The sequence below is a fragment of the Conexibacter sp. W3-3-2 genome, from assembly GCF_009707605.1.
GTDB lineage: Bacteria > Actinomycetota > Thermoleophilia > Solirubrobacterales > Solirubrobacteraceae > Paraconexibacter > Paraconexibacter algicola.
In genome coordinates this window covers 4,495,514-4,515,656 of sequence record NZ_WLYW01000001.1, presented here as the reverse complement: position 1 = coordinate 4,515,656, position 20,143 = coordinate 4,495,514, and the positions used below count along the sequence as shown (strand labels likewise).

The 20,143-nt window shown below is 74.3% G+C and carries 18 protein-coding genes; 6 read left to right on the top strand and 12 right to left on the bottom strand.

The window, feature by feature from the left end; translation table 11 throughout:
* Positions 1-22: 22 nt before the first annotated feature.
* The 3 genes from GKE82_RS21620 to GKE82_RS21610 are packed head-to-tail and all read right to left on the bottom strand — an operon-like array spanning position 23 to position 3,449.
* Entirely contained in the window at positions 23-1,228 is a 1,206-nt protein-coding gene (locus tag GKE82_RS21620) for a glycosyltransferase family 4 protein (RefSeq protein ID WP_154734730.1), read from the bottom strand.
* Complete coding sequence (locus GKE82_RS21615) at positions 1,228-2,652, bottom strand: 1,4-alpha-glucan branching protein domain-containing protein (protein ID WP_154734729.1); 1,425 nt, start codon at positions 2,650-2,652, stop codon at positions 1,228-1,230. The genes GKE82_RS21620 and GKE82_RS21615 overlap by 1 nt, the downstream gene beginning before the upstream one ends.
* A complete protein-coding gene (locus tag GKE82_RS21610; RefSeq protein ID WP_107569177.1) occupies positions 2,649-3,449 on the bottom strand; it encodes a bifunctional 2-polyprenyl-6-hydroxyphenol methylase/3-demethylubiquinol 3-O-methyltransferase UbiG in 801 nt (266 codons plus the stop codon). Before GKE82_RS21610 ends, GKE82_RS21615 begins: the two co-directional genes overlap by 4 nt.
* A gap of 39 nt (positions 3,450-3,488) precedes the next feature.
* Between GKE82_RS21610 and GKE82_RS21605 the strand changes: the two genes are divergently transcribed.
* Complete coding sequence (locus tag GKE82_RS21605) at positions 3,489-4,406, top strand: class I SAM-dependent methyltransferase (RefSeq protein ID WP_154734728.1); 918 nt, start codon at positions 3,489-3,491, stop codon at positions 4,404-4,406.
* Here the strand turns inward: GKE82_RS21605 and GKE82_RS21600 are convergent.
* Genes GKE82_RS21600 through GKE82_RS21585 form a run of 4 tightly spaced genes read right to left on the bottom strand, consistent with a single transcriptional unit; the run spans position 4,403 to position 9,750 of the window.
* Complete coding sequence (locus tag GKE82_RS21600; RefSeq protein ID WP_154734727.1) at positions 4,403-5,635, bottom strand: low temperature requirement protein A; 1,233 nt, start codon at positions 5,633-5,635, stop codon at positions 4,403-4,405. The genes GKE82_RS21605 and GKE82_RS21600 overlap by 4 nt on opposite strands.
* A gap of 11 nt (positions 5,636-5,646) precedes the next feature.
* Complete coding sequence (locus GKE82_RS21595; RefSeq protein ID WP_154734726.1) at positions 5,647-7,158, bottom strand: cryptochrome/photolyase family protein; 1,512 nt, start codon at positions 7,156-7,158, stop codon at positions 5,647-5,649.
* Between the two features lie 46 nt (positions 7,159-7,204).
* Positions 7,205-8,308, bottom strand: a complete 1,104-nt coding sequence (locus tag GKE82_RS21590; protein ID WP_233243834.1) for a hypothetical protein — start codon at positions 8,306-8,308, stop codon at positions 7,205-7,207.
* Between the two features lie 20 nt (positions 8,309-8,328).
* Complete coding sequence (locus GKE82_RS21585; RefSeq protein WP_154734725.1) at positions 8,329-9,750, bottom strand: deoxyribodipyrimidine photo-lyase; 1,422 nt, start codon at positions 9,748-9,750, stop codon at positions 8,329-8,331.
* 34 nt (positions 9,751-9,784) lie between these two features.
* Between GKE82_RS21585 and GKE82_RS21580 the strand changes: the two genes are divergently transcribed.
* Positions 9,785-10,411, top strand: a complete 627-nt coding sequence (locus tag GKE82_RS21580; RefSeq protein WP_154734724.1) for an LON peptidase substrate-binding domain-containing protein — start codon at positions 9,785-9,787, stop codon at positions 10,409-10,411.
* Here the strand turns inward: GKE82_RS21580 and GKE82_RS21575 are convergent.
* From GKE82_RS21575 to GKE82_RS21555, 5 genes are all read right to left on the bottom strand, one after another.
* On the bottom strand, positions 10,356-11,276 hold the full coding sequence (locus GKE82_RS21575) for a DMT family transporter (protein WP_154734723.1): 921 nt from the start codon (positions 11,274-11,276) through the stop codon (positions 10,356-10,358). The two genes, GKE82_RS21580 and GKE82_RS21575, sit on opposite strands and share 56 nt — an antisense overlap.
* Positions 11,277-11,351: 75 nt before the next feature.
* A complete protein-coding gene (locus tag GKE82_RS21570) occupies positions 11,352-11,792 on the bottom strand; it encodes a hypothetical protein (protein WP_154734722.1) in 441 nt (146 codons plus the stop codon).
* Positions 11,789-13,273, bottom strand: a complete 1,485-nt coding sequence (locus GKE82_RS21565) for a gamma-glutamyltransferase (protein ID WP_154734721.1) — start codon at positions 13,271-13,273, stop codon at positions 11,789-11,791. The genes GKE82_RS21570 and GKE82_RS21565 overlap by 4 nt, the downstream gene beginning before the upstream one ends.
* Positions 13,274-13,423: 150 nt before the next feature.
* A complete protein-coding gene (gene ftsZ / locus GKE82_RS21560; protein WP_154734720.1) occupies positions 13,424-15,034 on the bottom strand; it encodes a cell division protein FtsZ in 1,611 nt (536 codons plus the stop codon).
* On the bottom strand, positions 15,021-15,788 hold the full coding sequence (locus tag GKE82_RS21555) for a ParA family protein (protein ID WP_233243832.1): 768 nt from the start codon (positions 15,786-15,788) through the stop codon (positions 15,021-15,023). Before GKE82_RS21555 ends, ftsZ begins: the two co-directional genes overlap by 14 nt.
* A gap of 126 nt (positions 15,789-15,914) precedes the next feature.
* On the opposite strand from GKE82_RS21555, the gene GKE82_RS21550 reads away from it, so the two are divergent.
* The 4 genes from GKE82_RS21550 to GKE82_RS21535 are packed head-to-tail and all read left to right on the top strand — an operon-like array spanning position 15,915 to position 20,141.
* The gene (locus tag GKE82_RS21550; RefSeq protein WP_154734719.1) at positions 15,915-16,850 is read left to right on the top strand and encodes a cupin domain-containing protein; all 936 of its coding nucleotides are present in this window, start codon (positions 15,915-15,917) and stop codon (positions 16,848-16,850) included.
* On the top strand, positions 16,847-17,803 hold the full coding sequence (locus GKE82_RS21545) for an ArsA-related P-loop ATPase (protein WP_196189372.1): 957 nt from the start codon (positions 16,847-16,849) through the stop codon (positions 17,801-17,803). The genes GKE82_RS21550 and GKE82_RS21545 overlap by 4 nt, the downstream gene beginning before the upstream one ends.
* The gene (locus GKE82_RS21540) at positions 17,800-18,954 is read left to right on the top strand and encodes an ArsA-related P-loop ATPase (protein ID WP_154734717.1); all 1,155 of its coding nucleotides are present in this window, start codon (positions 17,800-17,802) and stop codon (positions 18,952-18,954) included. The genes GKE82_RS21545 and GKE82_RS21540 overlap by 4 nt, the downstream gene beginning before the upstream one ends.
* Positions 18,955-18,983: 29 nt before the next feature.
* Positions 18,984-20,141: an AI-2E family transporter gene (locus GKE82_RS21535; RefSeq protein ID WP_154734716.1), complete on the top strand. Its 1,158-nt coding sequence runs from the start codon at positions 18,984-18,986 to the stop codon at positions 20,139-20,141.
* Positions 20,142-20,143 lie beyond the last annotated feature (2 nt).

The following is a 20,143-nucleotide window of genomic DNA, read 5'->3' as shown; positions in this document are numbered from 1 at the left end:
GTCCTCGGCGGGTCGCGAGCGCCTAGGCGCGGGCGTGGGCGTCGACCGCGGCGCGGTACACCGCGGCGGTCTGCCGGGCGATGTCCGCCCAGTCGAAGCGACGGACGTGCTCCATCGCCTCCCCCACGAGACGCTCGCGCAGCGGCTCGTCGGTGAGCAGCCGCTCGACCATCACGCCGAGGTGCTCGGCGTCGCCGCCGTTGAACCGCAGGCCCACGCGCTCGTCGGCCGGGACGACCTCGCGCAGCCCGCCGGTGTCGGCCACGATGCAGGCGCAGCCCGAGGCCATCGCCTCCAGCGCCACGAGCCCGAACGGCTCGTACAGCGACGGCACCACGCAGAGGTCGGCGATGCGGTAGAGCGAGTGCAGCACGTCGTCCCCGATCCAGCCCAGGAACGTGCCGGCCCCGTCGATCCCCAGCGCGGCCGCCTGCGCCTTCAGCTCCGCCTCGTGCGGCCCGGAGCCCGCGACGAGGTAGCGCGTGCGCACGCCGTCCCCGAGCCGCTCGATGACCCCCGCGATCGCCTCGAGCGCCAGCTGGAAGCCCTTGTAGTAGTCGAGGCGGCCGACGAGCAGGACGAGCTTCTCGTCCGGCGCGGCGAAACGGGCACGCAGCGTGTCGAGGTCCTCGATCGGCTGCAGGTCGTGGGGGTCGATCCCGTTGGCGATGACGCTGACGTGGCCCTCGTCGAGCCCGTAGACGTCCAGGACGTGCTCGCGCATGTAGTGGGAGCAGGTGATCACGTGCTGCGCGCGGTGCGTCATCCACTGCTCGACGCCGTGGATGTAGCTCTGGGGGTGCTGGTCGACCCAGCCCTGGTGGCGGCCGTGCTCCGTCGCGTGGACGGTCATGACCATCGGGCAGCCGAACCGCTTGGCGAGGTGGTCGCACGCGTTCGCGACGAGCCAGTCGTGGCCGTGGACGACGTCGAACGTGTAGCGGTCGCCGAGCTCGACGCCCGCGGCGAGCATGTCCGCGTTCATGTGCTCGATCCACGTGACGAACTCGCCGAGGTCGCGCGGGCGAATCGGCTCGCGCACGCGGTGCACGTGCACGCCCGCGACGAGCTCCTCGGCCGGCATCGTCTCGTCCCCGCGCGTGAGCACGTGCACCTCGACGTCGGCGGGCACGAGCTGCTCGGTCAGCTTGCGCACGTGGCGGGCGAGGCCGCCCTCGACGACCGGCGGGAACTCCCAGGACAGGATGAGGGTGCGCAGCGCGGACATCAGGGCTCGAGCAGGGGTGCTGCGGTGGCGTGCGGCGCCAGGTGCCGCACGGTCGGCTCGGACGAGCCTACCGACCCGAGCGCGGTGTCGAGCGCCTCGCGATGGCCCGCGGCACGCTCCAGCGGGTAGGTCCCGGCGAGCTCGCGGGTCACCATGAAGGCCCAGTCGCTGGACTGCAGCGCCAGCAGCTCCCGGACCGCGCGGGGGTCCGCGTCGGCCCCTGCCGCAACGACCCGCAGCTCCGCCTCGCGCATCTGCCAGGCGAGCTCCGCGACCCCCGGGGCGTCCCAGGTGGACAGGTCCCGCGGGGTCCCCCAGCTCGTGACCCGCCGGTCGTCCGGCGGCAGCGGGGCCGCAGGCCCGGGATCTCCCTGGGCCAGCGCGTCGTCGAGGTGGACGAGCCCCAGGCCCTGCGCGACGCACTCCTCGAGCACCGCGCGCAGCCACCAGACGCCCTCGTACCACCAGTGGCCGAGCAGCTCGGTGTCCAGCGCGCAGACCGCCAGGCCGCCGCCGGCGACCCGCTCGCGGGTGCGGGCGACGAAGTCGGCGGCGTCGACGCGCACCCGCGCCCGCGCGCGCTCCGGGTCGTAGACGCTGCCGTCCACCGCCCAGGGATGGTGGTCGTGCGTGGTGCGGTGGTGGTAGTCGCGGTAGTGGCCGTGGGCGGGGTAGCCGTCCGCGCTCCAGACGAGCTCCATCGTCTGCCGGTCGATCGGCACGAGCAGCGGGCCGGCGTCGGTGCGCAGCGGCCGCAGGTGGCGCGGGTCGCCGTACCCGAACACGTCGGTGAGATCGACGCAGGTCGCGTGGACCCCGGCCTCCTCGAGCAGCGGATCGAGCCAGGAGGCGTGCGCGCACTCCGGCAGCCACAGCCCGCCGCGCCAGCCGTGGCCGCCGCGGACGGCGGCGTCGAAGCGGCGGCGGTGCGCGTCGATCCCGGCGCGCAGCTGCAGCCGCACGCCCCCGTCGGTGGCCACCAGCGGCAGCACCGCGTGGGTCGCGCTGCTGCACCAGGCCGCGTGCGGCGCGAGCGCCGCGAGCAGGTCCTGCCCGGGGAGCGCCCGGAAGCGGTCCGCGGCCCACTCGTAGTCCCCGGCGGCCCGGGCGAGCTCGTCGGCGAGGTCGTCGCGGCCGCTGGCCCGGCAGCCGTCGACGTCGAGCCGGTGGGAGGCGCGGCGCACGTCCCGCAGGAACGCCAGGAACCGCTCCCCCGCCCCCGGCGCCGCGAGCTGGTCGCACAGGACCGGGGTCAAGGACAGCGTCACGTCGCGCCCGCCCGGCACCCCGTCGAGGACGTCGAGCAGCGGCAGGTAGGAGGTGGCCATCGCCTCCCACAGCCACTCCTCGCCGAACGGCCACGTCCCGAAGCCCTCCACGTAGGGCATGTGGGAGTGCAGGACGATCGCCAGGCGACCGCTCATGGGGCGGCGGTGCGGCAGACCGCGACGAAGTCGAGCGCCGCGTCGAGGTCGCACGTCCCCGCCGGGCGGAGCACGAAGTCGCGCTCGCTGATCGCCGGGGTGAAGCGGTCGTAGAACGGCTTGGTGAACCGCAGCGCCTTGTGCAGCTCGTCCCAGAAGAGGTGCTCGATCGCGAACGCGTGCACCGCGAGCTTGCGCGCGTGGAACAGCCCGAGCAGCTCGACGTGCGGGAAGTGCGCCTCGCACAGCGCCCGGAACTCGTGCGCGCGGTACTCCTTGACGTGCCACGGGTTCTCCGACTTCTCCGCCCCCTCGGGCGCGAGCGTCAGGAGGTTCGGCGTCGAGATCCAGGCCACCCCGGCGGGGCTGTCGGCCAGCAGCGTCTTGAAGTGCTCGAGGATCGCGCCCGGGTCCTGGACGTGCTCGATCGTCTGCAGGAAGACGACGTCGTCGCAGGGCTCGGAGAACGTCTCGACGAGGTCGCGCGCGAAGCGCACGCGGCCGTCCGGGGTCGTGTACTTCAGGCGCGCGTGCTCGTGCGCCTCCGGGTTGGCGTCGACGCCGACGGCCGACGCCGCGGTGCGGCCGAGCGTCGCGGTGCCGTAGCCCTCGCCGCAGGCCATGTCGACGACCCGGCGGCCGCCGACGCGGGCGCGGATGTGCTCGTAGACGATCAGGTGCCGACGGAACCAGTAGTTCTCCTCCGGCACGTCGGGCAGCGTGCGCTCCCCGGTGAGGGCCAGCGGCGGGACGCCCTCGGGCTGGTCCTGCTGGAGGTAGACGGTCGGCGACGACATGGCGGCGAAGGGTAGAGCCCCGCTACCCTCAGCGGCCTCATGCCGTCCCCCGCCACCGCGACGCCCGAGGAGATCCGGGACGTCAACACCCGCTACCACGACGGCGCCGCCGCGCAGTACGACGCCAAGTGGGGCATCGACTTCGGCGCGATCGGCCAGCGCCAGGTGCTCGGCAAGCTCGAGAAGGCGCTCGGCGCCCCGCTGCCCGTGTACGACCGGGCGCTGGAGATCGGCGCCGGCACCGGCTACTTCACGCTGAACCTCATGCAGGCGGGCGTCGTGCGCGCCGCGGTCTGCAGCGACATCTCGCAGGGGATGATGGACACGTGCGCGGGCAACGCCGCGCGCCTCGGGCTCGACGTGGAGACGGTCGTCACCGACGCCGAGAAGCTGCCGTTCGAGGACGCGTCGTTCGACCTCGTGCTCGGCCACGCGGTGCTGCACCACCTGCCCGACCTCGACCAGGCGTTCCGCGAGTTCTTCCGCGTCCTGAAGCCGGGTGGCACCCTCTACTTCGCCGGGGAGCCCTCGGAGATCGGCGACCGGATCGCCGCCTACCCCAAGCGCGGCGCGACCCGCGTCGCGCCGCTGTGGCGCGCGGTGCTGCGCGCCCGCAAGGCGCCGGAGGGCCACACCGACGGCGGCGCCGAGAACCACCAGCTCGAGAGCGTCGTCGACGTCCACGCGTTCGTCCCCGACGACCTGCGCGGCCACGCGACCCAGGCCGGCTTCAGCGCGGTGAAGGTCCGCGGCGAGGAGCTGCTGGCCAACTGGTTCGGCTGGGCCAACCGGGCGCTGGAGTCCTCCGCCGAGCAGGAGGACGTGCCGTGGCTGTGGCGCCAGTACGCCTACCGCGGCTACCTCGCGTTCCAGGCCGTCGACCGCGCGCTGCTCGAGTCGCGGCTGCCGCCGCAGATCTTCTACAACCTGATCGTCAGCGCCCGCAAGCCCGACTAGTCCGCGAGCTGCGTGGCGAGGTGGCGGTGCCCCGCCACCTCGTAGCCCACGACCGTGACGATCGGGGCGAGCATCAGGACCACGAGGCAGACCGCGACGCTCACGCCGGCCGCCGCCAGCCCGACCCCGGCCAGCAGGACGACGACGGTCAGCGCGACGAGCAGCAGGTGCAGCGGGTCGTGCGAGCGGAAGATCGCCGTGACCATCGCGTAGAGCGCCAGCAGGAACAGGGCCAGCGGCAGCGCCACGCTGAGCACGACGCCGACCTCGCCGATCTTCGCCTTGCCCTCCAGCAGGTAGGCGACGACGTGCAGCCCGCCGCCCATCGCGGCCAGCCCGCCGAACACCGCGATGTGCCCGTAGCCCCAGCCGAAGGATCGGTCGCGGTGGCGCTCGAGCGCCTGCGCCCACGGGACCGAGAAGTACGCCCACCAGGCGGCGAACGTCATCCCGATCCCGGCGAACACGACGACGGCGGCGGTCGTGGTCCAGCCGTCCTCGCCGTGGACGACGGCGTTCATCGCCGCGACCGTGCCGATGATCCCCTCCCCGAGCGTGATGATGACCAGCAGGCCGTAGCGCTCGGCGATGTGGTGGGCGTGCCACGGGGTGCCACCCCGGCGCTCGGCGAGCGTCGGGCCGCTGACCTCGACGGCGATCAGGACGGCGCTCGCGGCGAACGCGGTGGCCAGCGGCAGCTCGAGCACGATCAGCGCGACCCAGCCGACCTGGGCGAGCGCCAGCGTCCGCACGTAGACCATGATCGTCGGCCGGCGCGCGGGGTCGTGCCGGGCGGCCTGCAGCCACAGGAAGAGCAGCGCCACGCGCATGACGACGTACCCGAGGACGAGCACGGTGTTGTCGAGCGTGTCGCCCTCGTCGATCGAGTCGAACACGGACTCGATCCCGAGTGCGACGACGACGACCCCGGCCATCTGGACCATCACCGCCAGCCGGCAGATCCAGTCGTCGGTGTCGTACGCGGAGGCGAACCAGGAGTAGTTGATCCACGCCCAGCTGACCGCGAAGACCGCGAACACGAAGCTCAGCAGGGCGGTCCGCACGTGGTCGTCGGCCACGTAGTGGGCGAACTCGTCGGCGGCCACGCCGAACGCGACGACGAACGTCAGGTCGTAGAGGAGCTCCAGCGGCGTCGCGGTGCGGTGCGTCTCGCCCGGGTCGCGGCCGGTCAGGCGCTGACGTCCGCGCGGGCGGGCGGCCGTGCTCATGGCCGCGCAGCCTAGCCGCCGCCGGTGTCGAGCTCCTCGCGCGCGTCGTCGGCCCGGGCGCGGATCGCGGCGAGCTCCGCCGGGTCGAAGCGCCCGAGCGTCTTCAGCGGCATCGCCATGCGGTGGTTCCCGGTGAAGCGGTCGCGGTGGCGGTCCAGGAAGTCCCAGTAGAGCGCCGACAGCGGGCAGGCGTCCGGCCCGGTCCGCTGCTTGGGGTCGTAGCGGCACGACGGGCAGTGGCGGCTCATCTTCGAGACGTAGTTGCCGCCCGCCGCGTACGGCTTGGTCATCATCTCGCCGCCGTCCGCGTAGAGCGCCATGCCCATCGCGTTGGGGGCCATCACCCACTCCGCCCCGTCGATGAACGCGGTCTCGAACCAGCGCAGCGCCTCGACCGGCCGGGTGCCGTGCAGGAGCATGATGTTGCCGAGCACCATCAGCCGCTCGATGTGGTGCGCGTAGGCGTCCTCCCCCACCGCGGTGAGCGTCGTGTCCAGGCAGTTCCAGCCCGTCTCGTGCTCGCCGGGCGCCGCGATCGCGACCGGGAGCGGCCGGTCGGCCTCCAGGGCGTTGCGCTGCGGCCACTCGTCGGCGCGCAGCCAGTACATGCCCCACACGTACTCGCGCCAGCCGATGATCTGGCGGACGAACCCCTCGACGCTCTGCAGCGGCACGCCGTCCTCGCGGTGCGCGCGCTCGGCCGCCCGCACGACGGTCAGCGGGTCGAGCACCCCGAGGTTCAGGGGCGCCGACAGGTTCGCGTGGAAGAGCATCCGCTCGCCCGGGACCATCGCGTCCTGCCACGGACCGAAGTCGCGGAGCCGCTCGTCGACGAACGACCGCAGCGCCCGGCGGGCCTCGTCGTGGGTGACGGCGACGTGCCGCGGACCGTCCTGCCCGATCGTCGTGATCGCCCCGGCGGCGACGAGCCGGTCGAGGTCGTCGCGGACCGCGGCGTCGAGCTCGCCCTCGCGCGGACGGTACGGGGCGGGCGCCGACAGGCCCTCCTTCGGCGGGCGCCGGTTCTCCGCGTCGAAGTTCCAGCGTCCGCCCAGCGGCTCGCCGGCGTCGTCGAGCAGGACCCGGTGCTCGCGGCGCATCTCGCGGTAGAAGTGCTCCATCGTCAGCGTGCGCCGGCCGCGGGCGTAGGCGGCGAACCGCTCCGGTCCGACGAGGAACTGGGTCGAGTCGACGAGCTCGACCCCGAGGTCGTCGCGCAGGTGCCGGACGGCGCTGCGCCGGTTGGGGTGCGCGGCGACGAGCCGCTCCCCCTCGTGGGCCGCCAGCGCGTCGGCGAAGCTCGCCGCGCCGCGGTGCTCGACGACCTCGAGGTCCGGGTGGCGCTCGCGCAGCTCCTGCGCGTAGGCGCGCAGCGCGACGAGCACCGCGTGCAGGCGGCGGCGGTGCACGGGACGCCGCCCCATGAGGGCGGTGGACTCGACGAGCACCGCGCGCGACGCCCCGTCGAGCGCGGGGTGGTCGCGCAGCAGCTGATCGCCGAGGATGACCGCGGTGTGACCCATGGCCGGGGTACGGGCCGCGACGGCGCGCGGGCTTCCGGGCGCCCGGTCAGTCGGGCGTGGCGGCCCCGCCGGCGGCGGCGAGCTCGGCGTCCCGCTCGGCGAGGTAGGCGCTGCGCGCGGTGAACGTCTCGCGCATCTCCTCGGTGACCTCCTCGAGGAACTCCTCGCGGTAGGTCGAGTCGGTCAGCACCGCGATCGAGTAGTAGAGGCCGCTGAACGAGGCGATCGCGGTGGCGACCCGCAGCAGCTCCTCGGTCAGGTGGATCTCGATCCCGAGGATCTCGGTGTCGCCGAGCACGGGGACCGGGCTGCCGCGGCTGCCGGTCCAGCTCTCGAGCACCTCCGGGGAGATCGCCAGCAGCCCGAAGACGACGAAGAACCCGGCGATCGCCAGCGACACGACGAGCACCTGCAGCGCCTGGCTGACGAACAGGACGAGCCCGACGTTGAACAGCTGGGAGCGGCGCAGCGGCGGCCCCTCCCCGCCTGCCTCGCGCTCGATCGCCGCGACCTCGCGGGGGATCCGCGCGACGAGGAAGCCGGTGCCGATGAGGACGAGCAGCCCGACCATCGCGCCCAGCGACGGGTCGCTCATGGCCGAGAACACCTGCCACATCTCGGTGTTGATGAACAGGACGACGCTGAACAGCAGCAGCAGCGGGACCGCGCGGGCCAGGAGCATCACCGACCGGCCGAGCTGGCCGACGAGGCGCCGCGCCGCCCACACGACGATCGACACGAAGCCGAGGCCGAGCACCCCGTAGACCAGGGCCAGCAGGACGGTGTTGCCGACGAGCGTGACCACCGCGCTGACCACCTGGCCGCCGAAGATCAGCGGCAGCAGCGACGGCAGGACGACGAACGCGGCGAGCTCGGCGCGGCCGAGCGACTCGGGGATCGCGAGCATCTCGCGGCCGCGGAAGCGGTTGACGAGCGCGACCCCGACGAGGATCACGGCGAGCGATCCGAAGACCGACGCGATGTTCGCGGCGACGCCCCAGTCGAAGTTCAGGCCGTTGAACACCTGCGCGAGGAACACGAGCGCCAGCAGGGGGAACGCGCGGTTCCAGATGTCGGTGTCGGCCTCCCGGTCCTCGATCAGCAGCGGGAGGCCGGCCCGGTGGAACTGCTGCTCGTACTCCGCGCGCACGGCGCGGAAGACTACGCCGCTCAGCCCTCGCCCACCGCGCGGTAGCGGTCCATCGCGACCTGCCGCTCGTGCTTGTGGTCGACGACCGGGGACGGGTAGTCGCGGCCGATGACGCAGCCCGCGCGCTCCTGCTCGGCGTCGCTCATCGTCCACGGCTCGTGGATCCGGGCGTCCGGGACGTCGGCGAGCTCGGGCACCCAGCGGCGCAGGTAGTCGCCGTCAGGATCGAACTTCTTGGACTGCAGCACCGGGTTGAAGATGCGGCGGAAGTACGGGGCGGGGTCGACGCCGGTGGAGGCGATCCACTGCCAGTTGCCGTTGTTCTGCGACGGCTCGGCGTCGAGCAGGAGCCGCTCGAAGTGCGCTTCCCCGGCGCGCCAGTCGAGGTGCAGGTCCTTCGTCAGGAACGAGCCGACGACCATGCGGGCGCGGTTGTGCATCCAGCCGGTGCGCGCCAGCTGGCGCATGCCGGCGTCGACGATCGGGAAGCCGGTGCGGCCCTCGCGCCAGGCGTCGAGCAGCTCCTCGTCGTCGTCCCAGCTGAGCTTGCGGAACCGCTCCTGGTACTCGTGGCGCAGGTTGTCCGGGTGGTGCAGCAGCACGTGGGCGTAGAAGTCCCGCCAGGCGAGCTGGCGCACGTACGCGCGCGCCCCGTCGGTGTCGCGCTCGCGGGCGAGGACCTCCATCTCGCGCGGCGAGACGCAGCCCCAGCGCAGGTACGGCGACATGACGCTCGTGCCACCGCTGAGCCGGTCGTGCAGGTCGGCGTAGTCGTCGACGGGCCCGCGCAGCCAGTCGTGCATCGCCGCCCGCGCGGCGCGCTCGCCGGGGGCGACGACGGGCTCGGGGACCTCGTCGGTCAGGCCCAGCGCCTGGAGCGATGGCAGCCGGCCCTTGCGCAGGCCCGACGGCAGCCCGCCGAGATCGCGCGGGGTGCCGTGGACCTCGCGACGCGGGAGCGTCTCCCACACCTTCGAGAACGGCGTGAAGACCGCGTACGGCTTGCCACCCCCGGTGCGGGGCTTCGACACGTCGGCGCAGTAGCTGCCCGGGCACGGGACCGGCTCGATGCCCGCCTCGCGCAGCGCCTCGGTGACCCGACGGTCGCGCGCCCGGGCGTACGGCGCCGCGTCGCTCGTCCACAGCACCGCGTCGGCCCCCGCCTCGCGGGCGACGTCGACGAGCTCCGTCGCCGGGTCGCCCTCGCGGACGACGAGCCCGGAGTTGCGCTGCCCGAGCGCGTCGTCGAGCTCGGCGAGGCAGTCGAGCATGAACCGCGTCCGCGGACCGGACGCGAAGCGCCCGCCGATCAGGCGCGGGTCGAGCACGAACACCGGCACGACGCGGTCGTGGTCGGCGCGCGCGTCGTGCAGCGCGGGCAGGTCGTGGACCCGCAGCTCACGGCGGAACCAGACGATGGCGGTGGATGGGCGCGAAGACATCATGGGTCCTACGACTAGACTCGGTGCGGAGGTCATGCCCGGAGACGTCCAGCACCAATTCCCGCTCTTCCCGCTCGGCATGGTCGCCCTGCCGAACGAGCTCGTCCCGCTCCACATCTTCGAGGAGCGCTACCGGACGATGATCGCCCAGTGCCTGGAGGGCGAGGGCGAGTTCGGGATCGTCTGGTCCGGCGACGACGGGCTGCGGACCGCGGGCTGCGCGATGCGGATCGAGCAGGTGCTCGAGCGGTTCGACGACGGCCGCGTGAACATCCTCACCCGCGGCACGCGCGTGTTCGAGCTGCTGGAGCGCACCGCCGACGTGCCCTACCCGACCGGGGACGTGCGGTTCGAGGAGGAGGAGCCCGAGGACGCGGACGCCGACGCGGCCGCCGCCGCGCACGAGGCGTACGCCGAGCTCGTCCGCGAGGCGACCGAGAAGGAGCTCGAGCGCGACGAGCTCGACGCGATGGACGCCTACGAGATGGCGGCGACCGTCGACTTCGGCCTCGAGGCCAAGCAGGCGCTGCTGGAGCTGCGCTCCGAGAACGCCCGGCTGCGGCTCGTCACGCGCCTGTTCCGCGCGGCGACCAAGCGCCTGGACTTCATCGAGCGCGCGCAGGTCCGGGCGAAGTCGAACGGGAAGGTCCGGTTCGGCTGAGCCACCGGGGCGGCCGACCGCCCGCCCCGAGGTAGCTGCCGCCGAGGATCAGGGCCAGCCCGGCGACCGTCGCGACGGAGATCGCCTCGCCCAGCAGCGTCACGCCGTAGAGGACCGCGAAGACCGGCGCCAGGTAGGCCACGAGCGAGGCCTTCGACGCGCCCAGCTCGCTGATCAGCGAGTAGAAGAGCAGGAACGCCACGCCGGTCCCGAGGACGCCGAGCGCGAGCACCGCCGCGACGCTGTCGGCGCCCGCGGTGCTCGGGAACGACACGAGCGCGAACGGCGCCAGCAGCAGGGCGCTGACGCCCATCGTCGCGGTCGCGATGCCGGCGGGCTGGAGCGTCCCGAGCCGCGCCTTGAGGTAGAGCGCGCCGACCGAGTAGCCGAGGCTGGCCACGAGCACCATCAGGCCGCCGAGCAGCGTCTCCGTGTCCCCCGACAGGTCGACGCCGAACAGCAGCACGACCCCGACGATCCCGACGAGGATCCCGACCAGCGCCCAGCCGGTGACGCGCTCGCTCTCGGCGAAGCGCAGCGCCAGCAGCGCCGTGTAGATCGGGGCGGACGCCACGAGGATCCCGGCGAGCGCGCTGGGGATGTGGTGCTCGCCCTCGGTGATGAGCAGGAACGGCACCGCGACCTGGACGACGGCGAGCACGACGATCGCGCCCCACGCGCCCTGCAGCTCGCGCAGCGCCCCGCGCCGGTACGCGATCGGCGCGAGCACGGCGGCGGCGAGCGCGGTGCGGGCGAAGACGAGGAACGAGCTGGAGAAGTCCCGCAGCCCGACCTTGATGAACAGGTAGGAGGCACCCCAGGTCGCGGCCAGGACGGCGAGCACGAACAGGTGGCGGCGGGACACCGGTGCACGATCCCACCGCGCGACCGGCGGCGCCAGTCGGTCTTCTGGGGACGGGGAGAAGCCGCGCTGATGGCCCTAGCGCGGCAGGCCGCAGGGGCCCTTGGCGAGGGCGCGCACGAGCGCCGCGAGCTTCAGGTACGCCTCCGGGGCGTCGGCGGCGTTGTCGGCGAAGCGGGCGCTGCCGTCCTCGGCGCGCACGACGTAGCGCAGCTGCGACCCGGGACGCGGCGGCAGCGACGGGCGGGTGCGCAGCAGGCCCGGGGTGTCCTCGCGGTCGTCGTCGTTGAGGTCGCGGACGATGTCGCGCGCGTCGATCAGCTGGTCGGAGCTGATCGCCCGCTCCGGGCCGCCGTTGCAGCTGACGAAGCCGCCGTCGGTCACGCGCAGGCGCAGCTGCGCCCCGGGGTTGGTGCCGCTGCGCTCGACGACGAAGAGGTCGGGGGACGGCGTGCCGCCCGCGCACCCGGCGAGCACGGCGCCCAGCGCCAGCGCGGCGACGAGCCCCCGACGGGTCATGCGTGCACCGCCGCGCCGCCGCGGCGCGGGTCGCCGCCCGCGGTCGTGCGACCGCTGTCCGGGTCGTGCTGGACCGCCTGCACGCCCCCGAAGAAGAGGTTGCGCGCCCGGAACGGGGCGACGGTGCGGCCCGCGGCGCGCAGCGCGTCGAGGTCGATCCCCGGCTCCGCGTAGACGGTGTCGTCCTCGAAGTGCAGCCGCGGCGCGACCACCGCCTCCTGCGCGTCGAGGCCGCGGTCGACGACCCCGATCACCGTCTGGAGGATCGCCGAGCGGATGCGGTTGGACCCGGCGCTGCCGAGGACCAGCTCGACGCCGCGGTCGCCGCGGACCACGGTCGGCGCCATCATCGACGGCATCCGCCGCCCGGGTGGGAAGGCGTGGAAGCCCAGCGGGTTGAGGTCCTCCTCGCCCATCATGTTGTTCGGGTGCATGCCGGTGCCCGGGACGACGATCCCCGAGCCCTCCCCGTTGGTGGCGGTGATCGCGCACGCCAGTCCGTCGCCGTCGAGGACCGAGACGTGCGTGGTGGAGCCGAGCTGCGTGGCGAGCAGCTCCTCCGCGAAGCCGGGACGGTCCAGGCCCTCCACGAAGGCGGGCGTGCGCCGCGCCTGCACGGCCTCCATCACCTCGACGAGCCGGGCCGGCCCGGGTGCCCCGGCGCGGTCGTCGCGCTCGAGCGTCGCGAGGGCCAGCGCGATCAGCGCCCCGCCCGCCGACGGCGGCGGGTTCGTCGCGATCTCCCGGCCCCGGTAGGCGACCCGCACCGGCTCGCGGGCGATCGCACCGTAGTCGGCGAGGTCCTGCGCGGTGAGCACTGCCCCGCGGTCGGCCAGCCACGCGAGCACGCGCCGGGCGATCTCCCCGGTGTAGAACGGCTCCGCGCCCTCGGCCCCCAGCCGCTCGATCGCGTCGCCGAGCTCCGGGAACGCGAACACGTCGCCCTCGCGCAGCGCCCGGCCCCCGGGGGCGAACAGCGCCGCGGCCTCGGGCGTCGAGACGAGGATCGCCTCGAGGATCTCCGACACGTAGCCCTGCGGCGCGTTCAGCGGCACGCCGGCGCGGGCGTGTGCGGCCGCCGGGGCGCACAGGTCCGCCAGCGGCACGGTGCCCCAGCGGTCGATCGCGGTCGCCAGCCCGGCGGGCATGCCCCACGCGCCGATCGACGCGGGCCCGACGTTGAAGACCTGCTCCGCGTCGCCGAACGAGACGTGGACCGGCAGCAGCGCGGCGCGCGGCGCGTCACCACCGCCCTGCCCGGGCGCGGCGACGAAGAAGTCCAGCAGCACCGGCTCGACCCCCGGTCCGGCCACCAGCAGGTAGCCGCCCGCCCCCGGCCCGGTGAGCAGCGGCTCGGCCGTGAACGAGGTGAGCATCGAGGCGACCGCGGCGTCCACCGCGTTGCCGCCCTCGCGCAGCACGCGCGCACCGGCCTCCGCGCTGAGCGGGTGTCCGGCGGCGACGACTCCGCGGCTGGGCATCGCGGCATCCTCCCAGGAAACCGTCCCGGAACGACATCGGCCCCGGAACGCGGGTTCCGGGGCCGACGGCACGCTCTCCCCCTCAGGAGACGGACTGTGAATATAGCCGGATCCGTCGCGGCGTGCGTCGCGACTGACCGTCCGGTCAGATCACCCGCGGGGGATGAACTCCGGGACGTCGAGCTCGCCGACGCCGAGGCCTCCCGAGCTGCGCCCGGGACGGCGCGTGTCGACCGCGCGGAACTCGCCGGTGCGACCGCTCGCCGTGCGGCGCTCGACGCGCGGCTCGCCCCGCGGCTCCTCGATCGGACGGCGGGCGGCGGGCCGCCCCGGCGTGTCGCCGAAGCCGGTCGCCACGACCGTGACCCAGACCTGGTCCTCGAGCTTCTCGTCGACCATCGCGCCGAAGATGATGTTCGCCTCCGGGTGCGCGGCCTCGGCCACCGCCTTGGCGGCCTCGTTGACCTCCCACAGCGAGAGGTCCCGGCCGGCGGTGATCGACAGCAGGATCTTGCGGGCGCCCTCCATGCTCGTCTCCAGCAGCGGCGAGCTGACCGCCTGCTGGGCGGCCTCGAGCGCGCGGTCCTCCCCGTCGCCCATGCCGATGCCCAGCAGCGCGTTGCCGGCCTCCGACATGATCGTGCGGACGTCCGCGAAGTCGAGGTTGATGAGCCCGGGCAGGGTGACGAGATCGGAGATGCCCTGGACGCCCTGACGCAGCACGTCGTCGGCGACCCGGAACGCGTCGACCATCGAGATCTTCTTGTCGAGGACGTCGAGGAGCCGGTTGTTCGGCACCACGATCAGCGTGTCGACCTCGTCGCCGAGCGCCTCGACGCCCATGTCGGCGGCCTTCATCCGGCGGTTGCCCTCGAAGCCGAACGGCTTCGTGACGATCCCGACCGTGAGGGCCCCGATCTCCCGCGCGATGCGCGCCACGACCGGCGCGGCGCCCGTGCCCGTGCCGCCACCGGCACCGGCCGCGATGAAGACCATGTCGGAGCCCTTGAGCAGCGCCTTGACCTTGTCGTACTCCTCCATCGCGGAGGCCCGACCGAGCTCCGGGTTGGAGCCCGCACCGAGGCCACGCGTGATCTGCGGGCCGATGTGCAGGGTGATGTCGGCGGTCGACTGCTGCAGCGACTGCACGTCGGTGTTGACGGCGATGAACTCGACGCCCTCGACCTCCGCCTCGACCATGCGGTTGACCGCGTTGACGCCGGCGCCACCGACGCCGACCACGCGGATGACCGGCTGGCCGACCGGCTGCGCCGAGCCCCACGCCGAGCCGCGGTCGCGGGCGTACGGGTCGTGCTGGATCGGGGCGGGCGGCGGCGTCACGTCCGGGGCCACGGTGTGCGGCGCCTGCGTGGCGGGCTGCCGCGCGTACGGGTCGGCGGCCGCGAACGGCTCGGCGACGGGCAGCGGCGCGGGCTCGGGGACGGGCAGCGCCTGCGGCTCGGCCGGGACGGCGCCGAGCGAGGGGTGCGGGTAGTCCCCCCGCGCACCGGCCTGGGCGCGGGCCGCCGGCGTCGCCGGGGCGGGAGCGAGCTCCTGCTGTCCGGGGATCGGCGCGGGCGCGGCCGGCGCGGGCGCCGGCACCGCGGCCTGCGGCGGCGGGACGGGCGCGGACGCCTGCGGCGCCTGCGGCTCGGTCGCGGCGCCCTCGGCGCGCGCGATGTTCTCCTGGACCTCTTCGGTCTTGCGGAACAGGGCCGCGAGGGGGCCCTCCCGCATCGACGCGCGCTTACCGCTCTCCATGGGTGAGGACCTCCTTCGCGAGATCGCGATAGGACTGGGCGGCCATGCCGTCCGGTTCGTACTTGAGCACCGACATCCCCTTCACGGGCGCCTCGGCGAAGCGGACCGTCTTCTTGATCCGCGAGGCGAAGACGCGATCCCCGAAGTTCTCCTCGAGGATCTCGATCGCCTCCTTGGCGTGCACCGTGCGGGTGTCCATCAGCGTGGGGAGGATCCCCTCGATCTCGACGTGCGGATTGAGGTTCTCGCGGATCATCGCGAGGGTGTTCTGGAGCTGGATCAGCCCGCGCATGGAGAGATACTCGCACTGGACGGGGACGATCACCTTGTCCGCGGCCGTCAGGGCGTTGATCGTGAGCAGCCCGAGGCTCGGCGGCGTGTCGATGCAGATGAAGTCGTAGTCGTCCTTGATCGCGCGGAACGCCTTCTCCAGGGCGCGCTCGCGACCGATCATCGTCGACATCGCGATCTCCGCCCCGGCGAGGTCGATCGAGGCGCACGCGACGTCGATCTCGCGCTTGCGGATGATCTCGCGGATCGGCAGCTGGTGGACGAGGACGTCGAACATCGACTGCTCGAGCCCGTCGGGGTCGATGCCCTGCGACATCGTCAGGTTGCCCTGCGGGTCCATGTCCACGCACAGGACGCGGTGGCCGCGCTCCGCGAACGCGACGGCGAGGTTCAGGGTCGTCGTCGTCTTCGCGACGCCGCCCTTCTGGTTCGCGAAGACGATGACCTTGGGCTTGTGCTCCACGCTCTCCACGGTGGCTCCGATGGCTGAAACGGTGCGCAGCCCCCCGGCTGGAGGCTGCTCCGCCCCGTGTTTTCGCCCTGCACGCGATGTTTCCTTCCGTGACGCGTGCGATAGCGTCGGCGCCGGATGGAGTGCGAGGGGCATCCCAACGTCACGCACCGGGACGCCGTCGCGACCGTCGCCGTCGCCGCCGGCGAGCTGCGCTGCCACGAGCAGCGGCTCGCGCGGGACATCGGTGCGGTGGGCGCGGGCGTCACGCGGTTCGTCGTCCCGCCCGGCGGCCGGACGACCCCGGCGCACGTGCACGGCGACGAGGAGGAGCTCGTCTACGTGCTCGCGGGCGGCGGGCTGAGCTGGCAGGACGGCCGCACGCACGCGATCGCGGACGGCGACGTGCTGCTGCACCGCGTCCACGCGGAGGCGCACACGCTGATCGCCGGCCCCGACGGCCTCGACGTGCTCGTGTTCGGGCCCGCGAGCGACACGAACCTCACCTGGCTCCCCCACGCGGGCGTGATGCGCGTCGGGCCGCGCTGGCTGCCCGCCGAGGTCGCCGACCCGTACGCCGCGGAGGTGGCGGCGGGTCCGCTGCCGATGCCCGCCGGCGGGCCCGAGCTGACGCGGCCCGCGACCGTCGCGCACCGCGACGACGTCGCGGCCGAGCGCTACGACCGCCCCGGGTACGAGGGCGTCGAGCGGCGCCTGGGCGAGCATCTCGGCGCCCGCAGCACCGGCCTGCGGCACACGTGGATCGCGCCCGGGGCCCTGAGCTGCCCGCCGCACTGGCACAGCGCCGAGGAGGAGCTGTTCGTCGTGCTCGACGGCGACGGGCACGCGCTGCTCGGCGACGACGAGGTGCCGCTGCGCGCCGGCTCGGTGCTGGCCCGCCCGCCCGGCACCACGGTCGCGCACGCGCTGCGCGGCGGGCCGCAGGGCATGACGTACCTGTCGTGGGGCACGCGGGTCCCGGCGGACGTCGTGCACTACCCGCGCTCGGGGAAGATCGCGATCGCCGGGCAGTGCTTCCGCGTCGAGCCCGTCGACTACTGGGACGGCGAGTGAGCGACCTGCCGCTGCTGGACCGGCGGCTCGTGGTCGTCACGGGCAAGGGCGGGGTCGGCAAGACGACGGTCGCGACCGCGTTCGCGCTGCACGCGGCGCGGCGTGGCCGGCGGGTCGCGCTGGTCGAGGTCGCCGCCCGCGACCACGTCTCCCGCGCTTTCGGCCTCGGCCCCGCCGACGTCTTCCGCGAGCGCCCGCTGACCGACGGGCTCGCGCACGTCTCCGTGGACGCCGAGCCCGCGCTGCGCGAGTACCTCGCCGACCAGCTGCCGGTGCGCGCGATGGCCGACGTGCTGACCGGCAGCCGCGCGTTCGCCTACCTGGCCGCCGCCACGCCGGGGTTCCGGGAGCTGCTGACCGTCGGGAAGATCTGGGAGCTCGCGCAGGACACGCGCCGCACGCCCGGCGCCCGCCCGTACGACCTCGTCGTCGTCGACGCACCGGCCACGGGGCACGCCGTCGCGCTGCTCGACGCCCCCCGCACGTTCGCGGACGCCGCGCGCGTCGGTCCGATCGCCCGACAGGGCCGTACGATCAGCGAGATGCTGCTCGATCCCCGCCGCACCGCCGTGCTCGCCGTCACCACCGCGGAGGAGCTGCCCGTCGGCGAGACGCTCATGCTCCGCGACGACCTGCGCCGCGTCCTGGGCGCCGAGCCCGCGCTCGTCGTCGCCAACGCGGTGCGCGCCGCGCGCCTGACCGGCCCCGAGGTGGAGCGCGCGAGCGCCGCCGCGCCGGCCCCGGTCGCGCGGGCCGTGCGCCGGGCGCACGACGTCAGCCGCGAGCAGCAGGCCCAGCTCGGGCGGCTGCGTCGCGCGCTGCAGGGCAGCGACGTGCCCGTGGTGACGCTGCCGTTCGCCGGCGACGGCGACCTCTCCCCCGCCCAGCTCGACGGCCTCGGCGGGCTGCTCGGCCGTCGGCTGGAGCGGACGGCCGCGGCGGTGGCGTCGTGAGCGTCGCGCGCCGCCTCGAGGGCAAGCGGGTCTGCATCGTCGCGGGCTCCGGCGGGGTCGGCAAGACGACGACGTCCGCCGCGATCGCGCTCGGCCTCGCCGCCGAGGGCAAGCGGGTCGCCGTCGTGACGATCGATCCCGCCCGGCGGCTCGCGAGCGCGCTCGGGCTCGAGGAGCTCGGCAACGAGCCGCACCGCGTCGACCCGGCGCTGTTCGCGCAGGCCGGTGTCGAGGTCCAGGGCGAGCTGTGGGCGATGATGCTCGACGCCAAGCGGACCTTCGACGAGCTGATCGAGCGCCTCTCCCCCGACGAGCGCACCCGCCGCGAGATCCTCGACAACCGCATCTACCAGGAGCTCTCCGGGGCGGTCGCGGGCACCCAGGAGTTCACCGCGATCGCGAAGCTCTACGAGCTCGACCGCGACGGCAACTACGACGTGGTGATCCTCGACACGCCGCCGTCGCGCAACGCGCTGGACTTCCTCGACGCCCCGGACCGGCTCACGAGCTTCTTCGAGGGCCGGGCGCTGAAGCTCTTCCTCGCCCCGTCCGGGATCGCGGCGAAGGTCGCCGCGCGCGGCACCGGGGTCGTCTTCAGCGTGCTCAAGCGCGTCACCGGCGTCGACCTGCTCCAGGACCTCAGCGTCTTCTTCCGGGCGCTCGGCGGGATCATCGACGGCTTCACCGAGCGGGCGTCCGGGGTGAAGGCCCTGCTCGCCGACCCGGGCACGACGTTCCTCATCGTCACCTCCCCCCAGCGCGAGCCGGTCGACGAGGCGATCTTCTTCCGCGGCAAGCTCGACGAGGCGCGGATGCCGTTCGGGGGGCTGATCGTCAATCGCGTGACGCCCGGTGCCGGCGACGAGGAGGTCGACGTCCCGGCGCTGACCGCGTCCCTGACCGAGGGGCTCGGCGGCTCGCTCGCCGGCAAGGTCGCCAAGACCTACGCGGAGGCGCAGGCGCTCGCCCGCCGCGACCGCCGCGCGATCGCCCGGCTGCAGGAGGAGCTGCGGGTCAGCGACCCCGTGCTCGTCCCGCAGCTCGACGGCGACGTGCACGACATCGGCGGGCTCGCACGGGTGCAGCAGCACCTGTTCGCCAGCGACGCCGAGCGCGAGCGACTGCTCGCGCAGGCCGCCGGTCTGGCGTAGCGGCGCTCGGTCCCGGGCATCCTGGGGGCGTGCTGCACGAGCCGACGCCCCCCGAGGGGGCCGCGGGCGACGGGACCATCGCGGCCCGTCCGGCGGTCCCGCCGCGCCTGGACGTGGCCGCCGCCTGGGCGTGGCGGCTGCTCGTCCTGGCGGCCGCGGTCGTCGCGCTCGGCTGGGTGGCGTTCCGGCTGCAGGTCGTGACGCTGCCGCTCGTCGTCGCGCTGCTCGTCACCTCGGCGCTGTGGCCGCTGACCGCCGCGCTGCGCCGGCGCGGCTGGGGCGCGGCGGGCGCGGCGACCGCGACGTTCCTGCTGCTCCTCGCGGGCCTCGCGCTGCTGCTCGCGCTCGTCGTCGTGCCGGCGGTCACGCAGGCCGGCGACCTCGAGGACAGCGTGCGCTCGGGCGCCGCGAACCTGCCGTCGGAGCTCGGCGGCCTGGGCATCACCCGCGAGGACGCGCAGCGGGCGGTCGACGGGGCGGCCGACGCGCTGCACGACAACGCCCGGGAGATCGGCTCGGGCGCGTTCCGGGTCGCGCTCGCGGCCGCGAGCCTCGTCGGCGCGGCGATCTTCGCGCTCGTGCTCGTCTTCTTCTTCCTCAAGGACGGCCCGCGCCTGTGGGGCTCGCTCGTGCGGCTGCTGCCCCCGGAGCGGCGGCTGGAGATCGACCAGGACGGACGAGCCGCGTTCGCGTCGCTGTCGGGGTTCATCCGCGCCCAGGCGCTCGTGGCGACGGTCGACGCGATCGGGATCGGGCTCGCCGTCGCGCTCGTCGGGGCGCCGCTGGCGCTGCCGATCGCGGTCCTGACGTTCGTGCTCGCGTTCGTCCCCGTCGTCGGGGCGATCGTCTCCGGGCTCGTCGCCGTGCTCGTCGCGCTGGGCTTCGGCGGCCTCACGGACGCGCTGATCGTGCTCGGCGCGGTCGTGCTCGTGCAGCAGCTGGAGGGCAACGCGCTGTTCCCGCTGCTGGTCGGCCGCAGCGTCTCGCTGCACCCGGTCGTCGTGCTCGTCGCGCTGGGCTGCGGCGGCACGCTCGCCGGGGTCGGCGGGGCGGTCGTCGCCGTGCCCGTCGTCGCGGCGGTCGCGGGCGTGCGGACCGAGCGCCGCTCGCGCGCGATCGCGCCGCGGCCCCCGGTGCGACCGCTGGAGGGGCCGGGCGCCCCCGCGCCCGCTCCCGGCACGCGCTGAGC